This window comes from Mycobacterium venezuelense (assembly GCF_054919535.1).
Genome location: NZ_JBONDW010000033.1, coordinates 15,718 through 41,800, shown reverse-complemented (window position 1 = coordinate 41,800; position 26,083 = coordinate 15,718). Strand labels below are relative to the sequence as shown.

Here is a 26,083-nt window from a genome sequence, read left to right as displayed (position 1 = left end):
CGGAATTGTAAATGTGAATCGGAAGGGCGTCGATGACAGGTCCGATGGAGGGGTTCCGGGTCGTCGAACTCGGTGTCTGGGTTGCGGCACCCGCGGCAGGCGGAATCCTCGCCGACTGGGGTGCCGACGTCATCAAGGTCGAACCGCCGGCGGGTGATCCGGCGCGGACCTTCGGCCGCATGCTCGGCCTGGACACCGATGTCAATCCGCCCTTCGAGATGGACAACCGCTCCAAGCGCAGCATCGTCGTCGACCTGACCACCGACGAGGGCCGCGCCATCGTGGCCGAATTGCTCGACACTGCAGACGTTTTCGTCACCAACGTGCGACCCGCCGCGCTGAACCGGCTCGGCCTGGACTTCGGGACCGTGGCCGCGCGCAACCCACGTCTGGTCTACGGGTTGATCACCGGGTACGGCTTGGCGGGGCCCGACGCCGACCGGGCCGCGTATGACGTCGCGGCATTCTGGGCGCGTGCGGGACTTGCCGATCTGCTGACCAGGCCCGGCGACACGCCGCCCTTCCAACGCGGCGGCATGGGCGACCACTCTGCGGGAATGACGTTGGCCGCTGCGGTCTGTGCTGCCCTACTTGCCCGAACCCGAACCGGTGCGGGGCAATTGGTGAGCACGTCGCTCTATCGACAGGGCGCATACACCGTGAGCTTCGATCTGAACACCCTCCTGATGAGCGGCAGGAAGGTGGCGATCGGCCAGCGCGACACGATGGCCAACCCGTGCATGAACAACTACGTCGCCGGGGACGGTAAGCGGTTCTGGATCGTCGGTCTGCAAGGTGAGCGGCACTGGCCCGCGTTGTGCCGGGTCGTGGGGCGCACCGATTGGCTCACCGATGCGCGATTCACCACGGCGCGTGACCGTTTCGCCAACGCCCGCGAACTGATCGCCGAGCTGGACGTGCTGTTCGCCGCCCGCCCACTCGCACAGTGGGCCGAGCTTTTCGATGCCGAACCGGATTTTTTCTGGTCGCCCATCAACACCCTCGACGACGTCGTCGCAGACGAGCAGTTCCATGCCGCCGGGGGAATCGTCTATGTGCCGGACGCGGATTCGAGCATGCCCATGGTGGCGACCCCGGCCGATTTCTCCGCGACACCCGCCCACCCACGCTGGGCCGCTCCGGCGCTCGGCGAACACACCGAGGAGATCCTCGCCGAGCTGCGCGGTGTCACGCGCGACGGGAGTTGATGGCGCTCAGCAGCTCGTCGAGTTGGTCGCGCGTGACCTGACCGCCGGAGAACCCGACCATCCGCCCGATCGGGATCGAGGCCAGCATTCGCAACAGATCGGTGCCGAGGGCCGTCGTGTCGGCGCCCGCCGGGGCGGCTTTGCTCAGTGCTTCGAGTGCGATCGGCGCCGCGAGCGGGTCGGCCAGGATCTCGCCGAGCGTCGATTCGCCGGTGAACAATGAGTGAATCTCGTCGCCGGGCAGCGTCGTGGTCGCGTGCAGGCGCAGGTCCCTGCTCGACGCGCCAACCGACACGGTGTAGTCACCGCCTTCGAGAACCCAATCTTCGGCGTCGACATCCCAGTACGTGAGAGCTGTTCGGCTGATGGGGATTTCGACGGAACGATGTTCGCCGGGCGACAACGTGACGCCGGTGAATCCGATCAGCCACCGGGGCGGCCTGCTCATCCGGGACCCGGGCAGCGACGCGTAGACCTGAACCACTTCCCGGCCCGCGCGGGAGCCGGTGTTGGTCACCCGCACCAGCACCGTCAGGTCGTCGGACACCTCCAGATCCGAGTAGTCGAACCGGGTGTAGGACAGCCCGTGGCCGAACGGATAGGTCACCTTCAGGTCGCGGGCGTCAAACCAGCGGTAACCGACGAAGATTCGCTCGCCGTAGACGGTGTGGCCGTTCTCGGACGGGAAGTTCAGATAGGCCGGCGTGTCCTCCAGGCGCACCGGCACCGTCTCGGCAAGCCGCCCCGACGGATTGACCACGCCGAACAACACGTCCGCGATCGCGCCGCCGCCTGCCTGACCGAGCAGGGCGCCGTCGAGGATCGCCGGCGCCAGATCCGCGACGGGACCCAGGCGAACGACGCCACCGTGCGCGAGCACCACGACGGTGCGTGGCTGAACCTCGGCGACCGCGCGTAGCAGCTCTATCTGGTCGGCGGGCAGGTCGATGTGTTCGCGGTCGTATCCCTCGGATTCGTCCTCGGCGGTCAACCCGAGGAAGACGATCGCGGTGTCGGCGGCTGCCGCGGCCGCGACGGCATCCGACGCATCGGCGGTGTAGGTCACGTCGTGGTCGCCGGCAAGCGCGCGAATTTCGTCGAGGGGGACGTCCACCCGCGTCGGGTTCACGTGCGAACTGCCACCGCCCTGAAACCGGGGGTTTTCCGCGAAGGGACCGATGACCGCCAGTGCCGAGGGTGCCAACGGGAGCAGGTCATCGTCGTTCTTGAGCAGCACCACGGCACGGCGGGCCGCCTCGCGGGCCAGGTGATGGTGCGCGTCGCCGTCGAATGATCCAGTGGTCACCGCGTTTTCGCTCGTGCGGGCCGCGAGGAGCGCGACCCGTTCGGCTGCGCGCGTCACCGCGGCGTCATCGAGCGTCCCCGCGGTCACCGCCGCCACGACATCGGCGTCGGTGACACCTCCGGCCGACGGCATCTCCAGGTCGAGTCCCGCCGCGACGGCCGCGACCCGATCGCGCACCGCACCCCAGTCGCTGACGACGACGCCGTCGAACCCCCACTCGTCGCGCAGCACTTTCGTGAGTAGCCAGGCGTTCTCGGCGGCATGAACACCGTTGATGCGGTTGTACGAACACATCACCGTCCACGGCTGCGCGTGGCGTACGACATGTTCGAAGGCCCGCAGATAGATCTCGCGCAAGGTTCGGGCATCGACATCGGAGCTGGCCCGCATACGGTCGTGCTCGGCGTTGTTGGCCGCGAAGTGTTTCACCGAAGCGCCGACCCCGCGGCTCTGCACCCCGCGCACCCACGCCGCCCCGAGCGCACCGGACAGCAGCGGGTCCTCCGAGTAGTACTCGAAGTTGCGGCCGCACCGCGGGTCACGCTTGATGTTGACGCCGGGACCGAGCAGTACGTGCACGTCGAGCGACCGGCACTCGTCGCCGAGGGCCATGCCGATGCGCTCCACCAGCTCGGGGTCCCAGGTCTGGCTGAGCCCGGCCGCGGGTGGGAAGCACGTGGCCGGTTTACTTTCGCCGATACCCAAATGGTCTGTCGCGTTACCGGATTGCCGACGTACGCCGTGCGGCCCGTCGGTGAGCACGATCGCGGGGACTTCACCGATGGCCTTGGTGGTCCAGAAGCTCGCGCCGCTGCCCAATGCGGCCCGCTGTTCCAGGGTGAGCTCGGTGATATCGGTTCGGGGTTCGTTCACCCTTCCCGAGGGTAGCTTCGGTTTCTGACGCGGGCCGCATGCCGCAGCTGGGCCAGGAAATCTTCGTCGTCGTCGCCACGGACCAGGTAGTGCGATATCGCAACACGCACCGCGGTGGCAGCGGCCAGCGAAGCGTCCGGACCCGGCGACACGCGCTCGAGCCGTTCTCGCATGCGGGGGATGATCTGCGCCAACCGTTTGATCACGTGGTCGGGTTCGATGTCGACCATGCGCAGCCCGGGATAGGACTGCTGATACTCGACGATGATGCGCAGCGCGGCGTCGAGGCGTTCGGCGGCGGGCAGGCCGACGGTGGCCGCTGCCACCGCCTGTTCGTAGTACGAGCGTTCCCATACGACGAACGCGTCGAGCAGATCCTGCTTGGAGGCAAACCAGCGGTAGAGGGTCGGCCGCGACACCCCGGCGTGCGAAGCCACCTCGGACAGGCTGAGTTTCGTCATCCCGTTGTTGCCGAGCACTTCGGCGGTTGCGGCAAGGATGCGCTCACGCGTGGTGCTCTCGTCATCGTCGGACGACACGGCAGGCATCGTCACAGCTTTACAAACTAATGGCGAACTGTCACGCTAAATCTGGTGTGCCGATGCCGTCGCACGCCCCGCAGGAGGGAATCCACGTGACAGTTGCCAGCTCGCCGCAGGCACGCGAATACAGCCCGTTCGACATCACGTCGCACGACTTCTGGAGCCAGCCGTTCGCCAAGCGCGACGAGACGTTCGCGCGGTTGCGGGCGGGGGAGGGACTCAGCTGGCACCAGCCGCTGTCGACGCTGTTCGACGTCGAGGAGCCGGGATTCTGGGCGTTGACCCGACGGGCCGACATCCAGTTCGCCAGCCAGCATCCCGAGATCTTCACCTCGGCGCAGGGTGTTGCCCTCGATCCGATGCCTGCGGAGGTGCAGAAATTCGCCACGTTCTTCCTGATGATGGACCCGCCTGAGCACACCACCTACCGCCGGCTCATCAGTTCGGCGTTCACGCCACGCAACGTGCGCCGAATCGAGGAACAGATCCATGCCAACGCCGTCGCGGTGGTCGACGATCTGGTCGGTGCCGGCGACATCGACTTCGTCGAAGCGTGCTCGGCGCGGCTGCCGATGTTGACCATCTCGGAAATGCTCGGTGTTCCCGCCGCCGATCAGCCTGCGCTCGCGAAGGCCGCCGAAAAGCTGTTCAGCATGAGCGACGACGAGTACTCGAGCATCGAAGAACGCGCCATGGACACCATCAACGAGATCATGCTGATCTCCAACACGGGCGTCGAGCTGGCCAAGTTCCGCCGGGCCAATCCGGGTGACGATCTGATGACGAGCATCGTCAACGCCGAAGTCGACGGTCATCGGCTCACCGACGAGGAGATCGGGGCCTTTCTCATCCTGCTCGCGTCCGCGGGCAATGACACCACCAAGCAGACCACGACGCACGCGATGATGGCGCTGGCCGCCCATCCGGACCAACGGGATTGGCTCATGGAGGATTTCGACGGCCGGATCGGTTTGGCGACCGAAGAGTTCGTCCGGTGGGCGACCCCGGTGATCCAGTTCGCGCGCTTCGCGACGCAAGATGTCGAGCTGGCCGGCCAGAAGATCTGCGCGGGTGACAAGGTGGGCCTGTTCTACTGCTCGGCCAATCGCGACGAGACGGTCTTCGGCAATCCGCAGCGCTTCGATCTGAGCCGGTCTCCGAACCCGCAGATCGGATTCGGCGGCGGGGGGCCGCACTTCTGCCTCGGCAACCAACTTGCCAAGAGCGAATTGCGAAACTTGTTCCGCGAGCTGCTGACCCGTCTCAAGACCGTCGAGTTCGGTGAGCCGGAAATGCTCTACAGCAGTTTCGTCCACGGCATCAAGCGCGTACCGGCCCACGTCCGGTAGGCCCGACTTCCTTGGTCGAGCAGGCGCAGACTCGCACGGAAACCCTTGAAACAGTGCGACTCTACGTCTGCTCGCCGAGTTTGGGTGGGCGAGGACGCACCAGCACCGACTGCTGGATCGCGCCCACCGCTCCGGCCTGATCGAACAGCGTGCCCACCGTGGTGCCGATGCCGTCCGGCCCGTAATTGGTGTCGGCACGGATGCCGATCCATTCGCCGTCCGGGATCCGGTGGATGTGCACCACCAGATCGGTGTTGAGGAACGTCCACTTGCGGATGTCGATCTTCGAGCCGATGCCGTTCGCGTCGTCGGCGACGGCGAACAACCGCTGCAGGGGTGTCATCGCCTCACCCTTGACGAGATCGACGGTCGGCCGCAGCCATGACTCGCCGGGGCCGGGGGCCTGTGGAACGGTCAGCCATCGCCAATCCAGGCTGTGGACGTAATTGGGTTGCCAGTTCTTGGCCATGTCGCGACTGCTGGCCTGTTCCAGCGGCGGCAGGGGCGGCGGCGCGGCATGTTGCAGCGCAGCGGTGTCGAGCGTGAGCATGCGCCAACCGCTTGCCCGCGCGACCGTTCGCGGTTCACCGTCGGGACCCGGTGCCAGCATCTCGGCACTGAGCAACTCGATCTGCTTGCCGGGCCGTTCCAGCTCGGCGCGCACCCACAGGTCACCTTCCGACGGCACGCCGCCAAGGAGATCGATCGCGACGCGGGACAGGCGGGTGTCGGCACGCTGCTCGCAGCGTTCCAGTGCACGGACGAGCAGCGCCGAGACCGGAGCCGCGTGCTGGATGGCCGCCGACCAGGTGCCGCGCACCATGTCCGTTGCGGCAAACCTGTGGCCACGCGGATCGGCGTGGTCGATCAGCTCGTAGTAGGAATCCGACATGTCAGTGGTGATGGTGGTGGTCGCCGGAACCGGAGTGGTCACCGGGTGCCGGGACGCCCACCATCACGGCCTCGACTCGCGACAACTTCGTACCGACCAGCCGTTCCGGATAGGCGTCGGTGGTCGTGACCAGAAATAACATCCGGCCCTCCTGGCCACCGAGCGCGCATGCGATCGCGGTGCGGCCACGAGCGTCGACGCAGTCGGTGACGGTTCCACCGTCGACGATGCGCTGGAACTGGTGTGCCAAGGTCAGCGCCGTCCAGACGCCGCCCTCGGCGTCGACGGCGATGCCGTCGGGCGGACCGTCGAGGCCATCGGCGAACACCCGACGCTCGGTCAAATCGCCGCCGGCATCGATCGCGAACGCCGTCAACCGCCGCGCGGTCGACTCCGCGACGATCAGGGTGGCGCCGTCGGGCGTGATCGCCATGCCGTTCGGGAAATCGAGGTGCTCGGCGACAACGTGCACGGTGTCATCCGGGTCGATGCGCACGATCACGCCGTCGGTGCGGGCCTGCGAACCCACGTACGCCCGGCCGTGATCGTCGATCACCATGTCGCCCAGCGCGGCTGGGACAAGGTCGCCGAGATCGGCGAGCAGTTCGACCGTGTCGCCGTCGTAGCGCAGCACCTGTCGCCGCTGCGTGGAGACGATCAGCAGCGTGCCGTCGGGGCGAAAACCCAAGCCGGACGGCGCGTGTCCCGGTAACGGCAGAGTCGTCATCGAGCCGGACAGCGTCACCGTGTGCACGGCTTCGCCCAGCATGTCGGAGAACCACAGCAGGCCCTCGAACCAGCGTGGGCCCTCGCCGAAACAGAAGCCATTGGCGAGTTCGGTTGTCGACACCAGCTCGGCTCCGACAGTCATGACAGCGCACCTTTACAAAACACGCCTCAAGTGTCACGCTCACGAGGTGTCACTGTCAACCACCGGTGCGGCGTGATGAAGAAGTTCTACGGCCACACGCTGTTGTATCTGCACGAGACGATCGACCTGGGGTCGGGTCGCACGGACCAGTTCACGCAGGCGTTCAGCGACGTCTACCAGCCCATGATGGAAGACCTCGGTGCGCGGTTGTTCGCGATCTGGGAGACGACGCCCTACAACGGCCACTGGCCGCAGGTGACGATCATCTGGGAGATCGACGCGTTCGCCGACTATGCACGGATCGGCAAGGCGCACGCCGCGGGTGGCAGCCACGAGAAGCCGGCTGTGCAATGGGCGACCTATCTGTCGGAGATCGGTGCTCGAGGTGAGGGCCGCATCATGTACGCCGGCAAATACAACAAGACGCTGGCCGAACTGCGGCAGGCCGAGTTCGGCGCGGGCCTGGTGATCCAGGAGATCATGCAGACCAAGCCCGGCCGGCAGGACGATTACATCCGCGAACTCGAACGCCTGTACGTACCGTGGTCGGAACGCACCGGCAAGCGCTGGCTCGGCTCGTTCATCACCACGTTCCGGTTCAACGAAGTCATCCACTATTGGGCGCTGGACGGTGACTGGGACTGCTTCGAAAACCACTATCCGTCCTGGAAGGACAGCCCACCCGCCGAGATCGTGACCTGGATGAGCGTCGCCCCGGCACTGCGGGACGGCTGGGAGGACTCCATCCTGGCCGCCCTTCCTCCGTCTCCGTTGAAGTAGGCGCGATGAATCAACCGGTGCTGCAACACTTCTCATACGACCCCTTCGACCCCGACGTGATGGCCAACCCACTGCCGTACTACCGCGTGCTGCGAGACGAGTACCCGGTGTACTACATCGACAAATGGGATACCTACGCGCTGTCGCGGTTCGACGACATCTGGGAGGTACTCGGTATCACCGACGGCACCTTCGTCGCGTCCGAGGGAACGTTGCCCGCCGCCAACGTGCTGATCCACCGCAACGACGGACCGGTGCCCGATCCGCCACTGCACCCCATGCCTTTCCACGCGAACTTCGACTCGCCTACCTACGAGAATGTCCGGCGATGCACCTCGGCGCAGTTCCGGCCCCGTTCGGTGACGAAGCTCGCCGACCGCATCCGCACCCTCGCCAACGAGCGCCTCGACGAGCTGTTGCCGCGCGGGCGCTTCGACCTCACCCAGGACTACGGCGGCATCGTGGCGGCCGCCATGGTGTGCGAATTCGTCGGGCTCCCAACCGACCTCGCACCGGAGGTGCTGGCCACGGTGAACGCGGGCAGCCTCGCCCAGCCCGGGGAAGGAGTCGAGGTCGGCAACGCCCGACCCGGCTATCTGTCCTATCTCACGCCGATCGTCGAGCGCCGACGCGCCGAAGGCCCCGACGGCAGCGTGCCGATCGCCGACAGCCTGATCGATTTCCGGCTGCCCGACGGCTCGGCCCTCGACGACATGGAAGCCGCCGTCCAGATGCTCGGTGTGTTCATCGGCGGAACCGAAACGGTGCCGAAAATCACCGCGACCGGGCTGTGGCAGCTGCACCGGCACCCCGACCAGTTGGCGGCGGTCCGTGCCGACCTCGACGGGCATGTGCCGATCGCGCGTGAGGAGATCATCCGGCACAGTGCCCCGGCGCAGTGGTTCGCCCGAACAGTGCGGCGGCCCTATGAGATTCGCGGCACCACCATCAATCCGGGCCAACGCATCATCACGCTGCTGGCATCCGCGGCACGCGACGAGCGCGAGTACGACAACCCCGACGCGTTCATCTGGAACCGGCCGATCGAACGGCTGTTGTCGTTCGGCCGGGGCCAGCATTTCTGCCTCGGTGTGCACGTGGCCCGGCTCGAGATCACGATCATGATCCAGGAGTGGCTGAAACGGGTGCGGGATTACCACATCGATGAGCACGCGGCATCGCGGCCGCCGTCGAGCTTCCAGTGGGGCTGGAACAACATCCCCGTGGAGGTGTGACGTGTGGTGCTATCGCCTCGTCGCGCCGTACACGTTCGAGCGCACCGAGGTCGACCGGCCCGCACCGGACTCGCTGCGGGATGGGCACGTGCTCCTGCGGTTCCTGGCGGCCGGGGTGTGCGGCAGCGACCTGCCGGGCTTTCGTGGTACGCAAGGCAAATTGCCCGGAGACACCGGCCGAAGTGCTGCGGAGATGAACGGCTTCCCGATTCACGAGATCGTCGGCGAGGTGCTCGCGAGCCGTCACCCCGATCACCGGCCGGGTGACCGGGTGGTGGGCTGGGCGTCCGGTTTCGACGGCCTGATGGAACATGTGGTCGCCGATGGCGACGGCCTTGCCGCCTACGATCCCGTACTGACACCGCAGTTGGCGGTGGCGTTACAACCCCTTGCGTGTGTGCTCTACGCCATGGAGCAGCTGGGCGACATCGCGGGCCGCCACGTCGCGGTGATCGGACAGGGCTCGATCGGGTTGCTGTTCTCCTATGTGGCAAAGGCTTTCGGAGCCGAACGCGTCACCGGCGTGGACCCGGTGTGCCGCGCGGGCATCGCCGAGCAGTTCGGGGTCGACACCACGGTCCGCGCGACCAGCGACCGCTGGGTCACGCACCTCGACGCTGCCGATCGACCGCACGTCGTCATCGAAGCCGTCGGCCACCAGGTCGCGACGCTCAACCACGCCCTCATCGCCGCGGCGTTCGGTGGCACTGTGTTCTACTTCGGCGTTCCCGACGACGACAGCTACCCGATCAGCATGCGCACGATGCTCCGTAACAACCTCACGCTGAAATCCGGTGTGACACTGGACCGGCATCGGGTGTTGCGGCGCGCCGACGAGTTCGCCGCACAACATCGCGAACTGCTGCCGAACTATGTCACCCACACGTTCGGAATCGACGAGGTGCAGTCGGCATTCGAACTGGCCTGCCGCCCGGTCCCGAGCCGCGTCAAGATCGCGATCGCCGCATGAGCGTCAGCAGACTGCAGGAAGCGCTCGCGGTCAACACCACGATCTGGGGCGGATGGATCGTCGGCCCCACGGTCATCGGACCCGAAGAGTTCGCTCAGGCCCGTTATCACTATGTCGGATTCGACGTTCAGCACGGCTATCTCGATGACGCCGATGTCGCCTTGTTGTTGCGGCGCATCGAACACGTTCCGATAGCCACCGCGGTGCGCCTGGCCTCGCCCGACCCGGCCCCCATCGGCCGGGTGCTCGATGCGGGCGCGGATGCGGTGATCGTCGCCATGGTGGAATCCGCCGAGCAAGCCGCCGCGGCGGTGGCGGCCACCCGCTATGCGCCTGGCGGGATCCGCAGCTTCGGGCCGCTGCGCGCGAGCCTCGGGCACGACACCGCAGCGCTCGAGGCTCGGGCAAGTGTGTTCGCGATGATCGAGACCGCACAGGGGCTTTCGGAGGTCGACCGGATCTGTGCGGTGCCCGGACTGTCCGGTGTGTACGTCGGACCGGCCGATCTGGCGATCTCGATGGGCTACCAGCCTGCCGACGCCTGGACCCACCCCGACGTCCGAGCTGCGATGACGACCATCCGGGATGCCGCCGCCGCGGCGGGAATCGTGGGCGGAATCCACGCCGGCGCAGGGAAACTCGGCAAGGACATGGCTGACCTGGGTTACCGCATGATCACGCTGGCCTCGGAATCCCAGGCATTGCGCCGCGGCGCAGCCCAACACCTCGACGAGGCGACCGGACGGACACCCGACGAATCGACGCAAGGGGGATATCGGTGACCACAACCGACCGCGTGGCCCTGGTCACCGGTGCCGCCCGGGGACAAGGTGCCGCCATCGTGAGCCGGCTGGTGGCCGACGGTTTCCAGGTGGCCGCCACCGATCTGTTGATCGACGAACTACGAGACAGCACTACCGGTTTCGGCGACAAGGTCTTGGCGATCGGGCTTGATGTCGCATCGGCCGAGCAGTGGCAGCGCGCGGTCGATGCCACGGTGCACCGGTTCGGCTCGCTCAGCACACTCGTCAACAACGCCGGTGTGCTGCACCGGGCATCGATACCCGATGAGACACCGGAAGGATTCGAGGGCAGTTGGCGGGTCAACTGCCTCGGACCGTTCCTGGGCATTCGCGCCGTGCTGGGACATCTGCGCCGCGCCGAGGGTGCCGCGATCGTCAACACCTGCAGCACCGGAGCCATCCGGCCGTTCCCCAACCATGTGGCCTATGGCTCATCGAAGTGGGCGCTGCGCGGGCTCACCCAGGTGGCGGCGGCCGAACTCGGCGCGGACGGCATCCGGGTCAACGCAGTGTTTCCCGGCCCGGTCGAGACACCCATGCTCGACGAGACCACCCAAACCAGGCTGGCGGCCCGGGCCGTGGCCGGGCGGCTGGGTAAACCGGCCGAGATCGCTGACGCCGTCGCGTTCCTGGTCTCCGAGCATGCCGCGTTCATCACCGGATCCGAGCTCGTCGTCGACGGCGGCCAATGTCTGCAGATCGGATGAGAATGCCCAAATCACTCTCAGTGGGGATCATCGGTGCAGGCCCGGGTGGCCTGGCATTGGGAATCCTCCTGAAGAAGGCCGGTTTTCGGGACTTCACGATCTTCGACCGGGAGGACGGTGTCGGCGGGACCTGGCGGATCAACACCTATCCCGGGCTGGCATGCGATGTGAAATCGCACCTGTACTCCTATTCGTTCGACCTGAACCCCGAGTGGTCGCGGCTGTGGTCGGGGCAGCCGGAGATCCTCGCGTACTTCGAGCGCTGCGCTCAGAGGTACGAGTTGGCGCCCAACCTCAAACTGCACACCGAGGTCCTGAGCGCACGCTGGGAGCCCGACGTCAACACCTGGCTGCTCACCACCGCGGCCGGCGACGAGTACCGGTTCGACGTCGTGGTCTCGGCCGTGGGGTTGTTCACCCAGCCCGTACTGCCGAATCTCGTTGAGGAAGAACCCTTCACCGGCACCGTGATGCACTCGGCACGCTGGGACCACTCCGTCGGCATCGAAGGCCGCCGTGTCGCGGTGCTGGGAACCGGCTCGACCGCCTCCCAAGTGGTGCCCGAACTGGCGAAGGTCGCCGAGAAGGTGTACTCGGTGCAGCGATCGCCGACCTGGATCCTTCCGAAACCGGACCGCCCGTACACCGACCGGGAACGCTGGCTGTTCGCGCACGTGCCGTTCGCCAAGAAGATCTACCGCACCCGGCTGTGGCTGCGCAGTGAGGCCAACATCTCGGTGATCGAGAACGGAAGCGACAAGACCCACGAGTTCCGGGGGATCGCACTCAAAATGCTCGAGACGGCGGTCGCCGACGAGGCGTTGCGAGAGAAACTCACCCCGGATCATCCGCTCGGCTGTAAGCGCCTCGTGTTCTCCTCGGACTTCATCCCGACCCTGACCCGGCCGAACGTGGAAGTGGTGTCCAGCCCGGCCCGCGCGCTGCGGGCCCGGTCCTTGGTGACCGAGGACGGCCGGGAACTCGACGTCGATGTGGTGGTGTGCGCTACCGGATACGCCGCGGCCGACTACCTCGGCCAGATCGAGGTGGTGGGGGAGGCCGGTACGACGCTGCGCGAGACGTGGCGCGACGGCGCGTACGCGTATCTCGGCATGGCGGTGCCGGGTTTCCCGAACTTTTTCATGCTTTATGGTCCCAACACCAATGTCGGCTCCAACAGCGTCATCTTCATCCTCGAGGCGCAGGCCCGGTATGTCGTGCGGGCGTTGAAGTACTTGCGGCGCAAGCGCAAACCATACGTAGCGGTACGAGCCGACACGACCGCGCGCTACCTCGCCGACATCGACCGATGGATGCAGGGCACGGTGTGGCTGACCCGGTGCAGCAGTTACTTCCGGGCACCGAGCGGTCGCGTGGTCACCCAATGGCCGCGCAGTGCCCGAGCGTTCTGGTCGATGACACGCCGGTTCCGTGCCGCCGACTACACATTCGAGCCGGCCACCGAACGGCCGGTGCGTCTGGCTCCCGCCGCCGGGCCCGCCCATGACGGCTAGCCCCAAGCCGTGGCTGGAGCGGCTCGACCCCGTGCTGCAGGGCTTCGCCGAGGCTCGCACCGACCTGTCGGCCGACGCGCTGGGTGTCGTGCGGACGTCGATCGACCGGCGGCGCCGCGAAGCCGCGCAAGCCCTGGACACTCCCGGCGTCGACATCGCGGGAGCTCGCGTTTCACTCGGGCGACGCAGTGTCCCGGTGCGCATCTACCGGGGCGGCCCGTCGCCGTCGCCTGCCGTCGTCTACTGCCATTCCGGGGCGTTCGTGCTCGGCAACCTCGACATCGACCAGATCCAGTGTGTGGAGCTGGCAAGACGCGTCCGCTGCACGGTGATCTCGGTGGACTACCGGCTGGCCCCCGAGCATCCCTATCCCGCTGGGCTGGACGACGCTGCCATGGTGCTCAACTGGGTCCATGCCCTTGCCGCCGAACTCGACATCGACGCAGGCCGAATCGCCGTCGCGGGCAGCAGCGCGGGCGGTGCCCTCGCCGCGGCGCTCGCGCAGCAGGCAGCGGCCGGATCCGTTCCGCCGATCGTCTGCCAACTGCTGCATCAGCCCGTCCTCGACAACCGGCCGACCGACTCCAAGCATGAGTTCGGCGACACCCCCGGCATCGACGGCCCCGCGACCGTCCTGATGTGGGATCACTACCTGGGACGCCGGGAGGCCGTCCCCGCGGCCGTGCCCGCCCTCGCCCCGGATCTGACCGGGCTCGCACCGGCCTGCATCACATGCGCGGAACTGGATCCGCTGCGCGATGAGGCGCTCGACTACGCGCGACGGCTGCTCGCCGCGGGCGTCTCGACCGAGCTGCACGTCTTTCCCGGCACCTGTCACGGGTTCGATTCGCTGCTGCCGGATTGGGAACTGAGCCAGCAACTGTTCGCCCTGCAAGCGTCGGCTCTACGCCGCGTCCTGTATTGACGACCACGTTAGCTGGGCACCGCGGCGGCGCACAGGTGGCCCGAGATGGGCGATAATGCCATGTCCACTTCACGAGAACTTCGCACGGACAATCGGTCAAGCCAGTGCGACGATGACTGAAGTCCAGGTGTGACGGGGACACCTGACAGATATCCGTTGGTCCGTCAGGAGCAGGTCAGCGATTGAGAGGTATCTATGTCGGCCGACAACGACCGGCTCACGTACTCCAGAGACCCCAAGCACGCCAAGGACCCGGCTGACTATGGCGAGCGCGGTCTCTTCCTTGGCGGTTCTCTCGCCGCGGTGCCGAACGGCGGGGCACGGCACAGTGACGCCAGGAGCGACACCAGGACGCCACAGCCGGCTGCGACGCCGCCGGCCGTACTGACATCGACATTCCCCGGTTCGACTCGCCCGCCGACCGAGGCCGAGGTCACCGTCAAGCTGCAGCCGGTCGCCCCGGCCAACTGGCACCAGGGGAACGGTTCGTCTTCGGAGGGCGGGTTGTGGACCCGCCAGGCACCGGGTACGGGCGGCGCGGTGGGGGAGCACCGCGCGATCGACAATCTCGCGCACGTCGGCGTGAAGTCGACGATCAAGATGCATTCGCGCCGTGGCTGGCGCCGCGTGCTGTACCGCACCACCCGTATCAACCTCGGCCTGTCGCCCGACGAGTTGTACGAGCTGGAGTTGTACGCGCGCATCCGCCGCAACGCGCGCGAGTCCTATCAGATCGGGATCTTCGGCCTGAAGGGCGGCGTCGGGAAGACCGCCGTGACGGTCGCGCTCGGATCGACGCTGAGCAAGGTACGTGGCGACCGGATCTTGGCCATCGACGCCGATCCGGCAAGCGGCAATCTCGGCGACCGCGTCGGACGGCAATCGCCGGCCACGGTGTCGGATCTGCTCGCCGCGAAAGACCTGTCGCGTTACAACGACGTCCGGGCTTTCACCAGCATGAACGAGTCCAAGCTCGAGGTCCTGTCCAGCGCGGAGTACAGCAGCGCCACCCGCGCATTCGACGACGCCGACTGGATCGCATCCACCGGGATCGTGTCGCGGCACTACAACCTCGTGCTGGCCGATTGCGCGGCGGACATGTTCCAGCCGGCGGCGCGCGGTGTGCTCGAGACGGTGTGCGGCGGGGTGATCGTGGCAAGCGCCTCGATCGACGGAGCACGCCAGGCCGCCGTGACGATGGACTGGATGCGGCAGAACGGTCATCAGGATCTGCTGAGCCGGTCGTGCGTCGTGGTCAACCACGTCGCACCGGGCAAGCCCAATGTCGACATCGGCGATCTCGTCCATCAATTCCAGAAGCATGTGGCCCCAGGGCGGGTGTTCGTGTTGCCGTGGGACAAGCACATCGCCGCGGGCACCGACATCCACCTCGACCTGCTGCGGCCCAAGTTCCAGCGGCGGATTCTCGAACTCGCCGCTGCGCTCTCGGAGGACTTCGAGAACCCGCTGATCACCTGATCGGCGAAACCGTCAGCCCCCGGCGAGTTCCCGCGCCACAGCCGCGTGGTACTTGTCGATATTGGCCGGATTGACCACCCGGAACAGCGCATCCGGCAGCGGGGAGTCCTTGTAGGCCTCGATGGTCATGGTCCGGCTGAACAGCGTGATGTCCGCACCCGGCCGAGTGAACTGATACTGCACCGTGATTCGGCCCTCCATGCCGCCGTTGCCGTCGCGGTCGTGGCCGAGCTTTCCCACGGAGTTGAACACCCACAACCGGGGACGCATCGCGATCGCGAGATGCCACGTGTAGATGTGGGCGCCGTCCGGTCCCGCCTCGGTCCACGTGTCACCGACCTGAAGTGGCAGCCGCTCGGGTAAATCCCCGACGTGCGCGCTGCCGGGGTAGGTCTTCGTCCAGTTCGCCGGGTTGGTGACGAAATCGTAGACAGTTTCCGCGGATTGGGGGAATGCCGTCTCCGAGCTGGTGGTCACGATGCCCAAGGTGTTCGCCTTTCTGGTGCGGGTAATTCGGCGAGCATGTCCACGCGCGCCGCGTCGAAGCTCAAATATCCCCGTATCGGCGACGCCTCGGGTGGCGGGTCCGCGTAGCTCCAGGCCACGTCGCTGATCACGGTGTCCCCGATGACCGCCGACCAGTACGTCGCGGTCCCCTTGTAGTTGCAGTAGGTGATGGTGTCGGTTCGGTGCAGGAGGTCGGTGCGGACCAGCGCCGGGTTGACGTACAGCCGGGCCTCCAGGGCGGTCTCGAACAGGATGATCGTGTCGTCGGTGTCGACGAGGACGGCACCGGCCGCGCTCACCCGTAAGCCTCGCCTGGTCGGTCGGCAGTCGATGCGGTGGTAGGGATTCGGGGGATAGTGCACGAGCTTGCGCCCCTCCTCGACCCATACCTCGACCGCGTCCCACGGCACCGAGACATAGCCGGGCGCCTCCTCAACCGGTTCGTTGGGCAGGTCACCCACCTCCTCCCGCAGGAATGCGTAGCTCAACGGATGACCCGCGCGGTGCACCATGAGCGCGTGTTCGGTGTCGAGCTTGACGACGTCATCGGCAAAGGCCTGGATGCGCCGCGGGTGCGGCTCGATGTAGACCACCGGTTCGGGAACCGGAGGAAAAAACCAACCGGCCGGTTGTGTACTGAACGGCCCTCGTCCTGCGACGAGACTCATTGCGGCACCTCCACTTTGATGGCCATTCTCGGCACCGGTAGATCTGCCGATAAGACCGCGTCGAGATTGGAGCTTTACAGATTCTTTCATAAATGTCACGCTGTTGGGTGAGGCGGGCCATATCCGGGGAGGCGGCGGAATGACGGTGCCGGACGTGCCGTGTTCGCCGCCTCGATGGACGGCCTGCGTGGGGAATACGAAAATACGGCCCACTGAACCGGATTGGATGCATATGTCGCCACAGACCTCCACCTCCGCGCCCAACCCTGTCGCGTTCGGACGCCGGCATGTGCCCGGGAGCACCCGCGTACTGCAATACGATCTGAACGTCGTCGGATCCGGCGTCGGCGACCTCGTTTCCAGTGTGGGCGGCTGGCTGTTCGACCGGGCCATGGCCGGCTGGAACGTCAACGTCGCGCTGAGCGAACCGGACGTGAATGCCGCGCTCGGCATCCTCGGATTGAAAACCGTTGAGCCGAAGGGCCGGTGGCAGTCGATGACCGGCGGTCCCGAACATGTGGCGATGACGCTGATCGCGACCGATCGCTTCGATGCCGACGACGATGTCCGGTTGCGTGGGCTCACCGCGCTTCGCTCGGGTGCCGGCACGCTCGCGTTCTGGGGTGTGGCGGGTCCAGGTCAACTCGGTGGGCAGGTGCACCGTGCGCAGTACCGGCTGAGTGCGGCCGCCCGCGCGTTCAAGGCGCATGCCCTCGCCGCGGCGGGGCGTGCGGCTGAGCCGGTCGATTCGGTGGAGACGATCTTCCGCTGCGGTCACGCCTCCCGGCTGATGGACACCGATCTGGTTCCGTACTGATGGCGGCGGTGGCGTCAGTCGCCGCGCTGCTCGAGGTGTTCGACGTAGTCCCAGAAGGACCTGATCACTTCATCGGTTCGACCGGTGCGATTGGGGCCGACGGCAGACACGTGGCCAAGGGGGCACAGGCACTGGGGCAGGCGATCGTCGCCGCGGCTAAGCGGTTTCCCGACAAATCCATTCGCTCGGCACATGCGGTCTTCGCGCGGCCGATCACCGTCGGGTCCACAGTCGAGCTGTTCGTCGACGTCGTCCACGAAGGGCGTACGACCGCGACTGCCGTCGTCGGAGTCGCCCAGGACGCCCGGCGCTGCGCCACGGTCACCGTGCTGGCCGATGTGCCGTCGCCGGACGTGATCTCACACCAGGCGTTACGCCCTGATGTCGACACCCCGGACGACGCTCGCCCCCGCCGTGCAGGCGATGGCCGGCCACGATCTCCGCCTCGTCGACGTCATCGACGTGAACAGCCCCGACGAGGTCGGGCCACCTGAGCTGTACGCCTGGCTGCACTACGACCCGATCCCGTGCCGCGACGACCTCGCCAAGGCGTTGCTGGCGTATTTCACCGGCCAGCTCGGAATCTCCACGACGATGCGTCCGCATCGCGGCATCGGGACCGCGCAGGCGCATGTGACGGTGTCGACTGCCGTGATGTCGACGTTCATCAGTTTCCACGAGCCCGTGCAGTGGGACGCCTGGCTGCTCTACGGTCACGAAAGCACGCAGGCCGGCGCGGGCATGTCCTATGTCCGGGGACAGGTCCACACCGAAGACGGCGACCTGTTGGCCTCATTCGCCCAAGAGGGGCTTATCCGGCCGATGCGGTCAGCCGACGCCGCGATCGACAGTCCGGCGCGGCTCTAGGGTGAGTGCGGTCAGCGGATCCAGCCGCGGCGGCGCAGCCACCAGTCGCGCCCGACCGCGAACACGATGATCGCGGCGAAACCGATGAGGAACCAATCCTCCACGTGGCCGACGTGGTTGCCGTGCATCATCACGAGCAGGAAAGCTGCAGAAAGCAGCCCGCCGATGTGGATGAGCTTGATGTTCTCCTTGGACCAGCCCCACTCCGCGGATGGCACGTCCTCGACGTCAACGCCGTTGCTTCGATCCACTTCGGTGCTGGCCACGGACTGCTCCTCGGTATCAGGCTGGCTTCGGGCTGCCCACATTCTGGCATACGACACTGCGTCGTATGCCGGCCGTCCGGCCGCGGCGTCACACCGGGCCGGCTCGGTGTCAACTCAGGGCGCGGTAGCGGCGCAGCGCCTCGAGCCGCTCCTGACCGTGGTCGACAATCGGCTCCGGGTACTGCACGGGTCGCGATCCGTCCAGTTTGTGCACGTCGTCGATGTGGGCCAGCTCGGGAACCCAACGCCGGACGTAGGTGCCGTCGGGGTCGAACTTCGCGCCCTGCACGCTGGGGTTGAACACCCGGAAGTAGGGCGCGGCATCGGTACCGCAGCCGGCCGCCCACTGCCAGCCATGCTGGTTGTTGGCCATGTCGCCGTCGACGAGCTGGTCGAGGAACCAGCGTGCACCCCACTGCCACGGCAGGTGCAGGTCCTTGACGAGGAACGACGCCACGATCATGCGGACGCGGTTGTGCATGAATCCCGTCTGCGCGAGCTGTCGCATGCCCGCGTCGACAATGGGAAACCCGGTCATGCCCGCCTTCCACGCCTCGAACGCTGTCTTCGCATCGTCACCGTCATCGGTTTCGATGGCGTCGAAGTCGCGGTTCCAGTTCCACCAGGCGCTGTCGTGCCAGTGGTGCAGCACCGCGGCGTAGAAGTCGCGGAACGCCAGTTCCCGCAGATACGCGTCGGCTCCGGTGCGGCGGCCGTCCAGGTCGGCGGCCATCGTCCGCGGATGGATCGCACCGAATTTCAGGTGCGCCGACATGCGGCTTGTGGCGTCGAGGTCGGGCCGATCACGGTCGTCGGCGTAGTCGGCCAAGTGGTTCCGTACGAACGCCGCCCACTGTGCGCGGGCGGCGCTCTCGCCGGCCGCCTGTTCCAATTCTCCTGTCGCCTTGGGTATTTCGGTTCCGTGCGGAACGGTGGCAGGGTCGATCCAGCGAGCCGATTCGGGTCCCGACTCCGCGGGCGGACGCCACCCGTGCCTGCGCCAGGCGCGGAAGAACGGTGTGAAGACCTGGTAGGGCGTGCCGTCGGGCTTGGTGACCCGGCCGGGGGCCACCAGGTAGGGCGAGCCGGTCGCGCACAGCGGCACATCGCCCAGCGCTTCGCGCACCGCCTCGTCGCGGCGGCGACCGAACGGCGAAAAATCTTGCGAGACATGCACGGAGGCGGCTCCGATCGCCCGTACCAGTGCGGGTATCCGCTTCTCGGGGCGGCCTCGGGTCACCAACAGCCGTCCGCCCAAACTGTCGCGCAGCTCGTGCAGGGCGGCGTGGAGATACTGCAGGCGGCGGGCACCGGATGACGCGGCGAGGCGCGGATCCAGCACGTAGCAGGCGAGCACCTCGCCGTCGGGTTCCGCGGCGTCGAGCAGGGCGGGGTGGTCGTAGCACCGAAGATCTCGCCGGAACCACAACAGCGTGGGCATGGCTCCCATGCTGCCGCATCGCGGCGAATCACCTGAGGAAAGGCGATACATGCAGTTCTGGAGCGGTACGGCGTTCATGGACACCGGCGACGCGCTGAAGGTGGCACCGCTGCTCGACGAGGCCGGGTTCGACGGAATCGTGTGCTCGGATCACATGATCTACCCGCGTGAGCTGTCGTCGCCGTACCCGGATTCGCCGACCGGAAAGCCTGGTTGGGCACCCGAAACGGCATGGCCGGACTCGTGGGTGATGATCGGTGCGATGGCCGCCGTCACGACGCGGCTGCGGTTCTCCAATGCCGTTTATGTCGCGCCGGCCCGCCCGCTGCTGGAAGTCGCCAAGCAGGTCGCGACCGCCGCCGCGGTGTCGAGCGGGCGGGTGTCGCTCGGTGTCGGCGTCGGTTGGATGCGCGAGGAATTCGAGCTGATGGGCCAGGACTTCGATACGCGCGGCAAGCGGCTCGACGAGATGATCCCCGCGTTGCGGGAGTTGTGGCGCGGCGGCTGGGTCTCGTACTCCGGGCAGTACTACCGGGTGCCCGAGATGATGATCGAACCTCATCCGCCGGGGCCGGTGCCCATCCTGTGTGGCGGTGAATCCGAAGCCGCGCTGCGGCGCGCGGCCCGGCTGTGCGACGGCTGGGTGGGTTACGCATACACGCTCGACCAGGCCGCCCGGTACACCGAGCGGCTCGCGACACTGCGCCGGGAGTACGGGCGCGACCAGGAGCCGTTCGAGGTACTGCTCGCACTGCTCGACCCGCCGTCGCCGGACCTCTACAAGCGGGCCGAGGACCTCGGCGTCACGGCGGTGATGTGTGCACCGTGGGCCGGGCAATCCACCGGCTCATCGCACCCATTCCGGGACGCTATCGAGCGGTTCGCGGACACGATCATCGCTGCGGTGCGTTGACGACATCATCATGACGCTTGATGTGACATCAAAGTGATGTCATCATGGTGCAGTGGATTTGCAGCCCTATGTCGATGCCGTCCGGCATGAACTTGCCGTCGCCGCAGCCGCGGGCGGACCCGAGGCCGAGGCGCTCGCGCAACGCCTGACCGCACCGCTGGAATCTGCCCTGAGGCTGGCGATGCTGGAGGCCCTGTCCGAGGCCGCCGAGCAGATCACCCGGGAACTGGCACCCGGCTCGGTCGAGGTGCGGCTGCGGGGTCGCGACCCCGAATTCACAGTCGAGACGGCTCTACCGGAGGCGACGACCACGTCGGTGGTGCCCGAAGTGGACGACGACGGCGGCGGCACCTGGCGCGTGACCCTGCGATTGCCCGAGGGTCTGCGTACCGCCGTCGACGCAGCCGCCCGCCGCGACGGGATCTCGGTGAACGCGTGGCTGGTGCGCGCGGTCGGCGCAGCACTCCGCGGGCCGGCTCAGACCGCCCGCGCGACCGACAAGACCTTCAGTGGCTGGGTCCGCTGAACCTCATCCGAAGGAGAATCCGATGACGACATTCCAAACGCCAGAACCGATCACGGCCGTCGTCGAGGTGGTCGCCGGCGCGGTGCACCTCGTCGCATCCGACCGCGATGACACGGTCGTCGAGGTGCGGCCTCGCGATCCCAACCGCACGTCCGACGTCCGGGTGGCCGAGCAGGCCCGCGTCGAGTTTCACAACGGCACGCTGAAGGTATTGGCCGGTCGCAAAGTGCTCTCGCTCGGGAGGGGCGGTGCCGTCGACATCGACATCGAGCTGCCGGCCAGATCCCGGCTGAACGCATCCTCGGCCTCGGCCGACGTCCATGCCGATGGCGCCTACTCCGAGTGCCGGTTCGCATCGGCGAGCGGAGGAGTGCGCATCGGCACTGTTGTCGGAAACATCAAGGCGGACACCGCATCCGGTGATGTCACCGTCGGGGACGTGGTTGGCGATGCCTCGATCTCGACGGCTTCGGGGGAGGCCGCCATCGCTCGCATCGAAGGTGACGTTAAATTCCAGGCGGCCAGCGGCGGCATCACGGTCGGGGTGCTGCGTGGAAATGTCAAGGCGCAGACCGCATCCGGATCGGTGTCGGTGGCCTCTGCCGTCAACGGCGCGCTGAGCGCACAAACCGCGAGCGGTGAGGTGGAGGTCGGCATCCCGGAGGGTACCGCCGCGCGACTGGAACTGGCGTCCAAGTCGGGCTCGGTCACCAACGGGCTTCAGACGGCGGACGGTCCGGCCGACAGCGACGAAACGATGGTGGTCCACGCCCGCACCGGTTCTGGTGACATCGCCGTGCGCCGCGCGACCGGACCGGTCCCCGCGGGCCAGGCCACTTAGCCATTGTCGAGTGTGTTCGACGGCAGTCTTCCGTTGTCGGAAACGCCATGTTATGTCTCAGGACATCGGTGACAGTTCGGGTGGTCTTGGTGGTGACACTTTGGCCCGAGGCTGCGGTGGTCGCTGTCAATGAACCCATCGATCCTGTCGTGCGTCTGGCGATCTCTCAATGGCCCGACGACGCGCCCCGCGGGGCAGTCTCGACGTTCTGCCTCGAACATGGCATCTCCCGAAACTCGTTCTACGCGTTGCGCAAGCGAGTTCAGACCGAGGGGCAGACCGCGGTGCTCGAACCCAGGACTCGACGACCGAGGTCGAGCCCGTCGAAGTTGAGCGACGAGGTCAAGGCTCAGGCGGCGCTGGCACGCATTTTTCGTGCAGCCGGTGTGGCTCGTCTCGAACCGAAGAAAAGCCCCACTCATCGAGCACACACGACCCGAACCCGGAGTGAGATACGTCGGCAACGGACGACACCGCGGCCAACGCCCAAAGAGTGATGAAACGTCACCGATGTCCTGACACATCAACTGTCACCGATGTCCTGAGGCATCACATGTCGGGAACGCCATTTTGTCGGTGGTCGAATGTATGTTCGAATCATGCAGGCGGGTGCGGTTGAGGCGGTGGCGGGGTTGCGGGCCGCGTTCGACGTGTTCGCTGCCTGTGACTTCGCCTCGTTGAGCCGGGCCGAACTGCTGGCGGTGATGGATGAGTACGAGGCCCTGACCTGTCAGCTGCCCACCGGGTGGCATCGCCTGCTGGCTCAATTGCAGGCCGAGACCACGCCGCGGGAGTTGGGCGCCAAATCGTGGAACACGGTACTGCGCATCCGGTGGCGCCTGTCGACCGCAGAGGCTGGGCGCCGATTGGCCGAGACCGCCGCATTCGGGCCACGGCGTGCCCTAACCGGGGAACCGCTGGCGCCGCTGCTGCCCGTGGTCGCAGCCGCCCAGGCGGCCGGGTTGCTCACCGGCGATCACGTCAAGGTGCTGCGTGATGCTGTCGGTGCCCTGCCGGGGTTCGTCGACCAGGCGACTCGTGAACAGTTCGAAGCCGATCTGGTGCGTGTCGCGGTAGGGGTTGCGCCCAAGGAACTCAAAGAGACCGCCGAACTGCGATTGTTCTTGCTCGATCAGGACGGACCAGAACCCGACGACACCGAACGGGCTCGCAAACGCGGCGTCAGTGTGGCCAAGCAGGGCCGTGACGCGATGACCGGTCTGACCGCGAACCTCACCCCGGAAGCCGCCGCGGTCTGGGAGGTGCTGTTCGCCAGATTCGCCGCGCCGGGCATGTGCAACCCCGATGACGACGAACCCTGCACGACCGGCACCCCGTCGCAGGCCCAGATCGACAACGATCACCGCAGCCTGGCCCAACGCCAGCACGACGCGCTGCTGGTCATCGGGCGCATCGCGTTGATGAGCGGCGACCTGGGGCAACTCAACGGCCTACCGGTGTCGGTGATCATCCGCACCACCCTGCAAGATCTGGAATCGCGGGCCGGGATCGGGGTCAGCGGTGGTGGCATCAAAATTCCCATCGAAGATGTCATCCGCATGGGCGGGCACGCCAACCATCACCTGGCGATCTTCGATAAGGCCACCGGAGCGGCGCTGAACTACTTTCGGGCGCGCCGCACCGCCAGCCCGGCCCAGCGGATCATGTTGATCGCCCGCGACGGCGGCTGCACGAAACCGTGCTGCACGGTCGGTGCCTACGGATGCCAGGTGCATCACGCTGTGGCCGATTGGGCCGATGACGGCAACACCAACGTCGACGAGTTGGCCTTGGCCTGCGGGCCGGACAACCGTCTGGTCAAATCTGACGGCGGATACACCACCACAATCAACGGACGCGGTGAAGTCGAATGGCACCCGCCACCGGGGCTGGACCACGGCCAGAACCGCATCAACTACCACCACCGGCCCGAGCTACTCCTAGCCCCACCCGACGAGGAACCCGAACCCAACCACGAACCGGACCTCCCGCCGGAACCGGAGTGCGAGTCGGGGCCCGGCGCTGAACCGGACCTCCCGCCGGAACCAGAGTGCGAGTTGGAGCGCGTCGCTGTACCGGACCTCCCGCCGGAACCGGAGTGTCAGTTGGAGCCCGGCGCTGAGCAGGCACCGCAATGGGGCCTGCAGGCGAACCTGGGGTGGGAAGACTACTTCGACCCACCCACGCCCGACCCGCCCAACGTCGAACACCTCTGGGAGACAGACCTATTCGACTCGGAACTGTCCGCCCCACATCCCATCGACCCCTGGCTCCCACCCGGCTGGACACTGCTCGACCCCAACCCACGGCAACCCATCAACGACCACGCCCTCAGCGGCAAAGCAGTGCGCGGTCCTTGACCACCTGCGCAAGCCTGGCGCTTGCCCGGCGCCGATGTCGAAATCGTCTAGGCCGGATCGAGCCGGAACACCGTCAATCGCCCGGCGAGCGCCTCGAACTCGTCGGGCGTGCCATCCGTGACCAGACCCGAGCGCTTGGCGAAACCGACGCCGACGGGAACCTTGACCGCAAAGCTGCGCAGCACCGGGCGTGACTGCTCGGGCGTGAGTTCGACGATCGTCACGGGGCGCGCGCGCCGGCCTTGCGACAGGGTTCCGGCCCCGGCGGCCCGTGCGTTGGCCGCCCAGTCCGCGCCCGGATAGCCCGCAACGGTGTACAGGCCGCCGTTGTGGACGAACGGCGTCATCGGGGTGCTGCGCGGCAGGCCGGTTTTACGGCCGGGCACGGTCAGCACCATGGCCGGTCCGGTGTGGAAGCCGAGCCGTTGGACGGCCACCATCACCTTGTTCATCGGTTTGAGCCAGCGTGGCGGGATTGGCTCGACCGTTTCTGCGGACACTGTTGTCTCCCTTCACTTCTCGGTGAACAAGTGCGAATGGCGCGACGCCCACTCGGAAAACGTCGTGGCACGCCGGCCCAGGATCCTGCCGACCTCGTCGGTCACCCGTGCGGGCGTTCTCACAGCGTCGGACATCAGGGCCAGATACCCATCGGCGAACTCGGCGGGGAAGCCGATCGCGACGAAGTGCTCGCGCACCAGATCGGCAGGCACCTCCTGGTAGCGCAACGGGCGGCCCAGCGCCGAACCGAGCGCCGCCACGAGCTGGGCATTCGTCAGCGCCTCCGGGCCGGTGAGCGGAACGCGTTGCCCCACAAGCTCGTCGGTGAGCAACGCCACGGCAGCCACCGCCGAGATGTCGGCCTCGGCAATCGGCGCGACCGACGCGTCGGCGTACGGGCCGCTCACGACGTCGCCGAACCGGATCTGGGCCGACCACATCCCGGCGAAGTTGGAGGCGAAGTAGGCCGGGCGCAGGCTCACCCACTCCAGGCCCGACGCGACGGCCAGCTGTTCGGTTTCCCGATTGCGATCGCCACGCACGCGGGAGGGTTGGCGCGAATCGTCTTCGTCGGCGTTGATGGCCGACAACGCCACCAGCCGTTGCACCCCCGACTCACGCGCGAGATCGATCGTCGCGGCGAGTTCGTCGCCCAACCCGCGCGAGTTGAGGAAGACCGCCGTCGCACCGTCGATACCTTGTGCGGCCGACTCCACGAGTTCGACCTCGGGCGGAAAGGCTGCGGCCGCTGGGTTGCGGGTGACGGCGCGCACCCGCACACCGGCGTTGACGAGTTCGGTGACGAGCGGACGGCCGACGTTGCCGGTCGAGCCGGTGACGAGGATTGTCGTGTTCATGCGTCCAAGGACGGTTCGGTGACGGGAAAAGTTACGCGCGCGAGCGGTAACTTTCCGCACTGCTG

The 26,083-nt window shown here is 66.9% G+C and carries 25 protein-coding genes and 2 pseudogenes; 17 read left to right on the top strand and 10 right to left on the bottom strand.

The features are described from left to right. Positions 1 to 32 precede the first annotated feature (32 nt). Positions 33 to 1,208 carry a CaiB/BaiF CoA transferase family protein gene (locus ACRCUN_RS32700; RefSeq protein WP_462145755.1) on the top strand — a complete coding sequence of 392 codons (1,176 nt, stop codon included), beginning with the start codon at positions 33 to 35 and terminating at the stop codon, positions 1,206 to 1,208. On the opposite strand, the gene ACRCUN_RS32695 is transcribed toward ACRCUN_RS32700, so the two are convergent. Both ACRCUN_RS32695 and ACRCUN_RS32690 read right to left on the bottom strand, forming a co-directional pair. Further along, positions 1,189 to 3,387 (bottom strand): glycoside hydrolase family 3 C-terminal domain-containing protein, encoded by a 2,199-nt coding sequence (locus ACRCUN_RS32695; RefSeq protein ID WP_462145754.1) that lies wholly within the window; start codon positions 3,385 to 3,387, stop codon positions 1,189 to 1,191. The two genes, ACRCUN_RS32700 and ACRCUN_RS32695, sit on opposite strands and share 20 nt — an antisense overlap. Then, positions 3,384 to 3,935: a TetR/AcrR family transcriptional regulator gene (locus ACRCUN_RS32690; protein ID WP_462145753.1), complete on the bottom strand. Its 552-nt coding sequence runs from the start codon at positions 3,933 to 3,935 to the stop codon at positions 3,384 to 3,386. The genes ACRCUN_RS32695 and ACRCUN_RS32690 overlap by 4 nt, the downstream gene beginning before the upstream one ends. A gap of 86 nt (positions 3,936 to 4,021) precedes the next feature. Between ACRCUN_RS32690 and ACRCUN_RS32685 the strand changes: the two genes are divergently transcribed. Beyond that, positions 4,022 to 5,278 carry a cytochrome P450 gene (locus tag ACRCUN_RS32685; RefSeq protein ID WP_462145752.1) on the top strand — a complete coding sequence of 419 codons (1,257 nt, stop codon included), beginning with the start codon at positions 4,022 to 4,024 and terminating at the stop codon, positions 5,276 to 5,278. Positions 5,279 to 5,339: 61 nt separating this feature from the next. Here ACRCUN_RS32685 and ACRCUN_RS32680 read toward each other — a convergent pair whose 3' ends face one another. Beyond that, positions 5,340 to 6,170, bottom strand: coding sequence for a thioesterase family protein (locus ACRCUN_RS32680; protein ID WP_462145775.1), 831 nt, complete (start codon positions 6,168 to 6,170; stop codon positions 5,340 to 5,342). A 1-nt stretch (position 6,171) separates the two neighbouring features. Then, positions 6,172 to 7,041 carry an SMP-30/gluconolactonase/LRE family protein gene (locus ACRCUN_RS32675; protein ID WP_462145751.1) on the bottom strand — a complete coding sequence of 290 codons (870 nt, stop codon included), beginning with the start codon at positions 7,039 to 7,041 and terminating at the stop codon, positions 6,172 to 6,174. A gap of 75 nt (positions 7,042 to 7,116) precedes the next feature. On the opposite strand from ACRCUN_RS32675, the gene ACRCUN_RS32670 reads away from it, so the two are divergent. The 8 genes from ACRCUN_RS32670 to ACRCUN_RS32635 all read left to right on the top strand — a co-directional run bounded on the left by ACRCUN_RS32670 (position 7,117) and on the right by ACRCUN_RS32635 (position 15,454). Continuing rightward, complete coding sequence (locus ACRCUN_RS32670) at positions 7,117 to 7,821, top strand: NIPSNAP family protein (protein ID WP_462145750.1); 705 nt, start codon at positions 7,117 to 7,119, stop codon at positions 7,819 to 7,821. A gap of 5 nt (positions 7,822 to 7,826) precedes the next feature. Then, a complete protein-coding gene (locus ACRCUN_RS32665; protein WP_462145749.1) occupies positions 7,827 to 9,056 on the top strand; it encodes a cytochrome P450 in 1,230 nt (409 codons plus the stop codon). Between the two features lies 1 nt (position 9,057). Further along, on the top strand, positions 9,058 to 10,026 hold the full coding sequence (locus tag ACRCUN_RS32660) for a zinc-binding dehydrogenase (RefSeq protein ID WP_462145748.1): 969 nt from the start codon (positions 9,058 to 9,060) through the stop codon (positions 10,024 to 10,026). After that, positions 10,023 to 10,808 carry an HpcH/HpaI aldolase family protein gene (locus ACRCUN_RS32655; RefSeq protein ID WP_462145747.1) on the top strand — a complete coding sequence of 262 codons (786 nt, stop codon included), beginning with the start codon at positions 10,023 to 10,025 and terminating at the stop codon, positions 10,806 to 10,808. Before ACRCUN_RS32660 ends, ACRCUN_RS32655 begins: the two co-directional genes overlap by 4 nt. Continuing rightward, the gene (locus ACRCUN_RS32650) at positions 10,799 to 11,536 is read left to right on the top strand and encodes an SDR family NAD(P)-dependent oxidoreductase (protein ID WP_462145774.1); all 738 of its coding nucleotides are present in this window, start codon (positions 10,799 to 10,801) and stop codon (positions 11,534 to 11,536) included. The genes ACRCUN_RS32655 and ACRCUN_RS32650 overlap by 10 nt, the downstream gene beginning before the upstream one ends. Next, complete coding sequence (locus ACRCUN_RS32645; protein ID WP_462145746.1) at positions 11,518 to 13,050, top strand: flavin-containing monooxygenase; 1,533 nt, start codon at positions 11,518 to 11,520, stop codon at positions 13,048 to 13,050. The genes ACRCUN_RS32650 and ACRCUN_RS32645 overlap by 19 nt, the downstream gene beginning before the upstream one ends. Then, entirely contained in the window at positions 13,040 to 13,975 is a 936-nt protein-coding gene (locus ACRCUN_RS32640) for an alpha/beta hydrolase (protein ID WP_462145745.1), read from the top strand. Before ACRCUN_RS32645 ends, ACRCUN_RS32640 begins: the two co-directional genes overlap by 11 nt. Positions 13,976 to 14,170: 195 nt before the next feature. Further along, positions 14,171 to 15,454 carry a MinD/ParA family ATP-binding protein gene (locus ACRCUN_RS32635; RefSeq protein WP_462145744.1) on the top strand — a complete coding sequence of 428 codons (1,284 nt, stop codon included), beginning with the start codon at positions 14,171 to 14,173 and terminating at the stop codon, positions 15,452 to 15,454. 12 nt (positions 15,455 to 15,466) lie between these two features. Here the strand turns inward: ACRCUN_RS32635 and ACRCUN_RS32630 are convergent, their stop codons facing one another. Together ACRCUN_RS32630 and ACRCUN_RS32625 are read right to left on the bottom strand one after the other, a co-directional pair. Further along, entirely contained in the window at positions 15,467 to 15,940 is a 474-nt protein-coding gene (locus ACRCUN_RS32630; RefSeq protein ID WP_462145743.1) for an SRPBCC family protein, read from the bottom strand. After that, positions 15,928 to 16,629, bottom strand: a complete 702-nt coding sequence (locus ACRCUN_RS32625) for a DUF427 domain-containing protein (RefSeq protein ID WP_462145742.1) — start codon at positions 16,627 to 16,629, stop codon at positions 15,928 to 15,930. Before ACRCUN_RS32625 ends, ACRCUN_RS32630 begins: the two co-directional genes overlap by 13 nt. A 232-nt stretch (positions 16,630 to 16,861) precedes the next feature. Here ACRCUN_RS32625 and ACRCUN_RS32620 point away from each other — a divergent pair, with 232 nt between their 5' ends. Next, positions 16,862 to 17,446 (top strand): hypothetical protein, encoded by a 585-nt coding sequence (locus ACRCUN_RS32620; protein WP_462145741.1) that lies wholly within the window; start codon positions 16,862 to 16,864, stop codon positions 17,444 to 17,446. Beyond that, positions 17,446 to 18,313 (top strand): annotated as a pseudogene (locus tag ACRCUN_RS32615) (acyl-CoA thioesterase). Before ACRCUN_RS32620 ends, ACRCUN_RS32615 begins: the two are co-directional and overlap by 1 nt. Before the next feature lie 11 nt (positions 18,314 to 18,324). On the opposite strand, the gene ACRCUN_RS32610 reads toward ACRCUN_RS32615, so the two are convergent. Further along, positions 18,325 to 18,579, bottom strand: a complete 255-nt coding sequence (locus tag ACRCUN_RS32610; RefSeq protein WP_462145740.1) for a DUF2631 domain-containing protein — start codon at positions 18,577 to 18,579, stop codon at positions 18,325 to 18,327. A 109-nt stretch (positions 18,580 to 18,688) separates the two neighbouring features. Next, entirely contained in the window at positions 18,689 to 20,020 is a 1,332-nt protein-coding gene (locus ACRCUN_RS32605) for a cryptochrome/photolyase family protein (RefSeq protein ID WP_462145739.1), read from the bottom strand. A 49-nt stretch (positions 20,021 to 20,069) separates the two neighbouring features. Here ACRCUN_RS32605 and ACRCUN_RS32600 point away from each other — a divergent pair, with 49 nt between their 5' ends. From ACRCUN_RS32600 to ACRCUN_RS32580, 5 genes and pseudogenes are all read left to right on the top strand, one after another. After that, on the top strand, positions 20,070 to 20,933 hold the full coding sequence (locus tag ACRCUN_RS32600) for a TIGR03619 family F420-dependent LLM class oxidoreductase (RefSeq protein ID WP_462145738.1): 864 nt from the start codon (positions 20,070 to 20,072) through the stop codon (positions 20,931 to 20,933). A 52-nt stretch (positions 20,934 to 20,985) separates the two neighbouring features. Next, positions 20,986 to 21,459, top strand: coding sequence for a histidine kinase (locus ACRCUN_RS32595; RefSeq protein WP_462145737.1), 474 nt, complete (start codon positions 20,986 to 20,988; stop codon positions 21,457 to 21,459). A gap of 22 nt (positions 21,460 to 21,481) precedes the next feature. Next, positions 21,482 to 22,300 (top strand): DUF4097 family beta strand repeat-containing protein, encoded by an 819-nt coding sequence (locus ACRCUN_RS32590; protein WP_462145736.1) that lies wholly within the window; start codon positions 21,482 to 21,484, stop codon positions 22,298 to 22,300. 116 nt (positions 22,301 to 22,416) lie between these two features. Then, positions 22,417 to 22,716 (top strand): annotated as a pseudogene (locus ACRCUN_RS32585) (helix-turn-helix domain-containing protein); the annotation flags it as partial. Positions 22,717 to 22,884: 168 nt separating this feature from the next. Then, entirely contained in the window at positions 22,885 to 24,660 is a 1,776-nt protein-coding gene (locus ACRCUN_RS32580) for a DUF222 domain-containing protein (protein ID WP_462145735.1), read from the top strand. Between the two features lie 47 nt (positions 24,661 to 24,707). Here the strand turns inward: ACRCUN_RS32580 and ACRCUN_RS32575 are convergent, their stop codons facing one another. Further along, on the bottom strand, positions 24,708 to 25,112 hold the full coding sequence (locus ACRCUN_RS32575; protein WP_462145773.1) for a nitroreductase family deazaflavin-dependent oxidoreductase: 405 nt from the start codon (positions 25,110 to 25,112) through the stop codon (positions 24,708 to 24,710). A 60-nt stretch (positions 25,113 to 25,172) separates the two neighbouring features. Then, positions 25,173 to 26,018 carry an NmrA family NAD(P)-binding protein gene (locus ACRCUN_RS32570; RefSeq protein ID WP_462145734.1) on the bottom strand — a complete coding sequence of 282 codons (846 nt, stop codon included), beginning with the start codon at positions 26,016 to 26,018 and terminating at the stop codon, positions 25,173 to 25,175. Positions 26,019 to 26,083 lie beyond the last annotated feature (65 nt).

Coding starts and splice junctions, on each gene's coding strand:
- ACRCUN_RS32700 (WP_462145755.1), top strand. CDS start 33: ATGACAGGTCCGATGGAGGGGTTCCGGGTCGTCGAACTCGGTGTCTGG.
- ACRCUN_RS32690 (WP_462145753.1), bottom strand. CDS start 3,935: ATGCCTGCCGTGTCGTCCGACGATGACGAGAGCACCACGCGTGAGCGC.
- ACRCUN_RS32680 (WP_462145775.1), bottom strand. CDS start 6,170: ATGTCGGATTCCTACTACGAGCTGATCGACCACGCCGATCCGCGTGGC.
- ACRCUN_RS32675 (WP_462145751.1), bottom strand. CDS start 7,041: ATGACTGTCGGAGCCGAGCTGGTGTCGACAACCGAACTCGCCAATGGC.
- ACRCUN_RS32670 (WP_462145750.1), top strand. CDS start 7,117: ATGAAGAAGTTCTACGGCCACACGCTGTTGTATCTGCACGAGACGATC.
- ACRCUN_RS32665 (WP_462145749.1), top strand. CDS start 7,827: ATGAATCAACCGGTGCTGCAACACTTCTCATACGACCCCTTCGACCCC.
- ACRCUN_RS32655 (WP_462145747.1), top strand. CDS start 10,023: ATGAGCGTCAGCAGACTGCAGGAAGCGCTCGCGGTCAACACCACGATC.
- ACRCUN_RS32645 (WP_462145746.1), top strand. CDS start 11,518: ATGTCTGCAGATCGGATGAGAATGCCCAAATCACTCTCAGTGGGGATC.
- ACRCUN_RS32640 (WP_462145745.1), top strand. CDS start 13,040: ATGACGGCTAGCCCCAAGCCGTGGCTGGAGCGGCTCGACCCCGTGCTG.
- ACRCUN_RS32635 (WP_462145744.1), top strand. CDS start 14,171: ATGTCGGCCGACAACGACCGGCTCACGTACTCCAGAGACCCCAAGCAC.
- ACRCUN_RS32625 (WP_462145742.1), bottom strand. CDS start 16,629: ATGAGTCTCGTCGCAGGACGAGGGCCGTTCAGTACACAACCGGCCGGT.
- ACRCUN_RS32620 (WP_462145741.1), top strand. CDS start 16,862: ATGTCGCCACAGACCTCCACCTCCGCGCCCAACCCTGTCGCGTTCGGA.
- ACRCUN_RS32605 (WP_462145739.1), bottom strand. CDS start 20,020: ATGCCCACGCTGTTGTGGTTCCGGCGAGATCTTCGGTGCTACGACCAC.
- ACRCUN_RS32600 (WP_462145738.1), top strand. CDS start 20,070: ATGCAGTTCTGGAGCGGTACGGCGTTCATGGACACCGGCGACGCGCTG.
- ACRCUN_RS32590 (WP_462145736.1), top strand. CDS start 21,482: ATGACGACATTCCAAACGCCAGAACCGATCACGGCCGTCGTCGAGGTG.
- ACRCUN_RS32580 (WP_462145735.1), top strand. CDS start 22,885: ATGTATGTTCGAATCATGCAGGCGGGTGCGGTTGAGGCGGTGGCGGGG.
- ACRCUN_RS32575 (WP_462145773.1), bottom strand. CDS start 25,112: ATGAACAAGGTGATGGTGGCCGTCCAACGGCTCGGCTTCCACACCGGA.
- ACRCUN_RS32570 (WP_462145734.1), bottom strand. CDS start 26,018: ATGAACACGACAATCCTCGTCACCGGCTCGACCGGCAACGTCGGCCGT.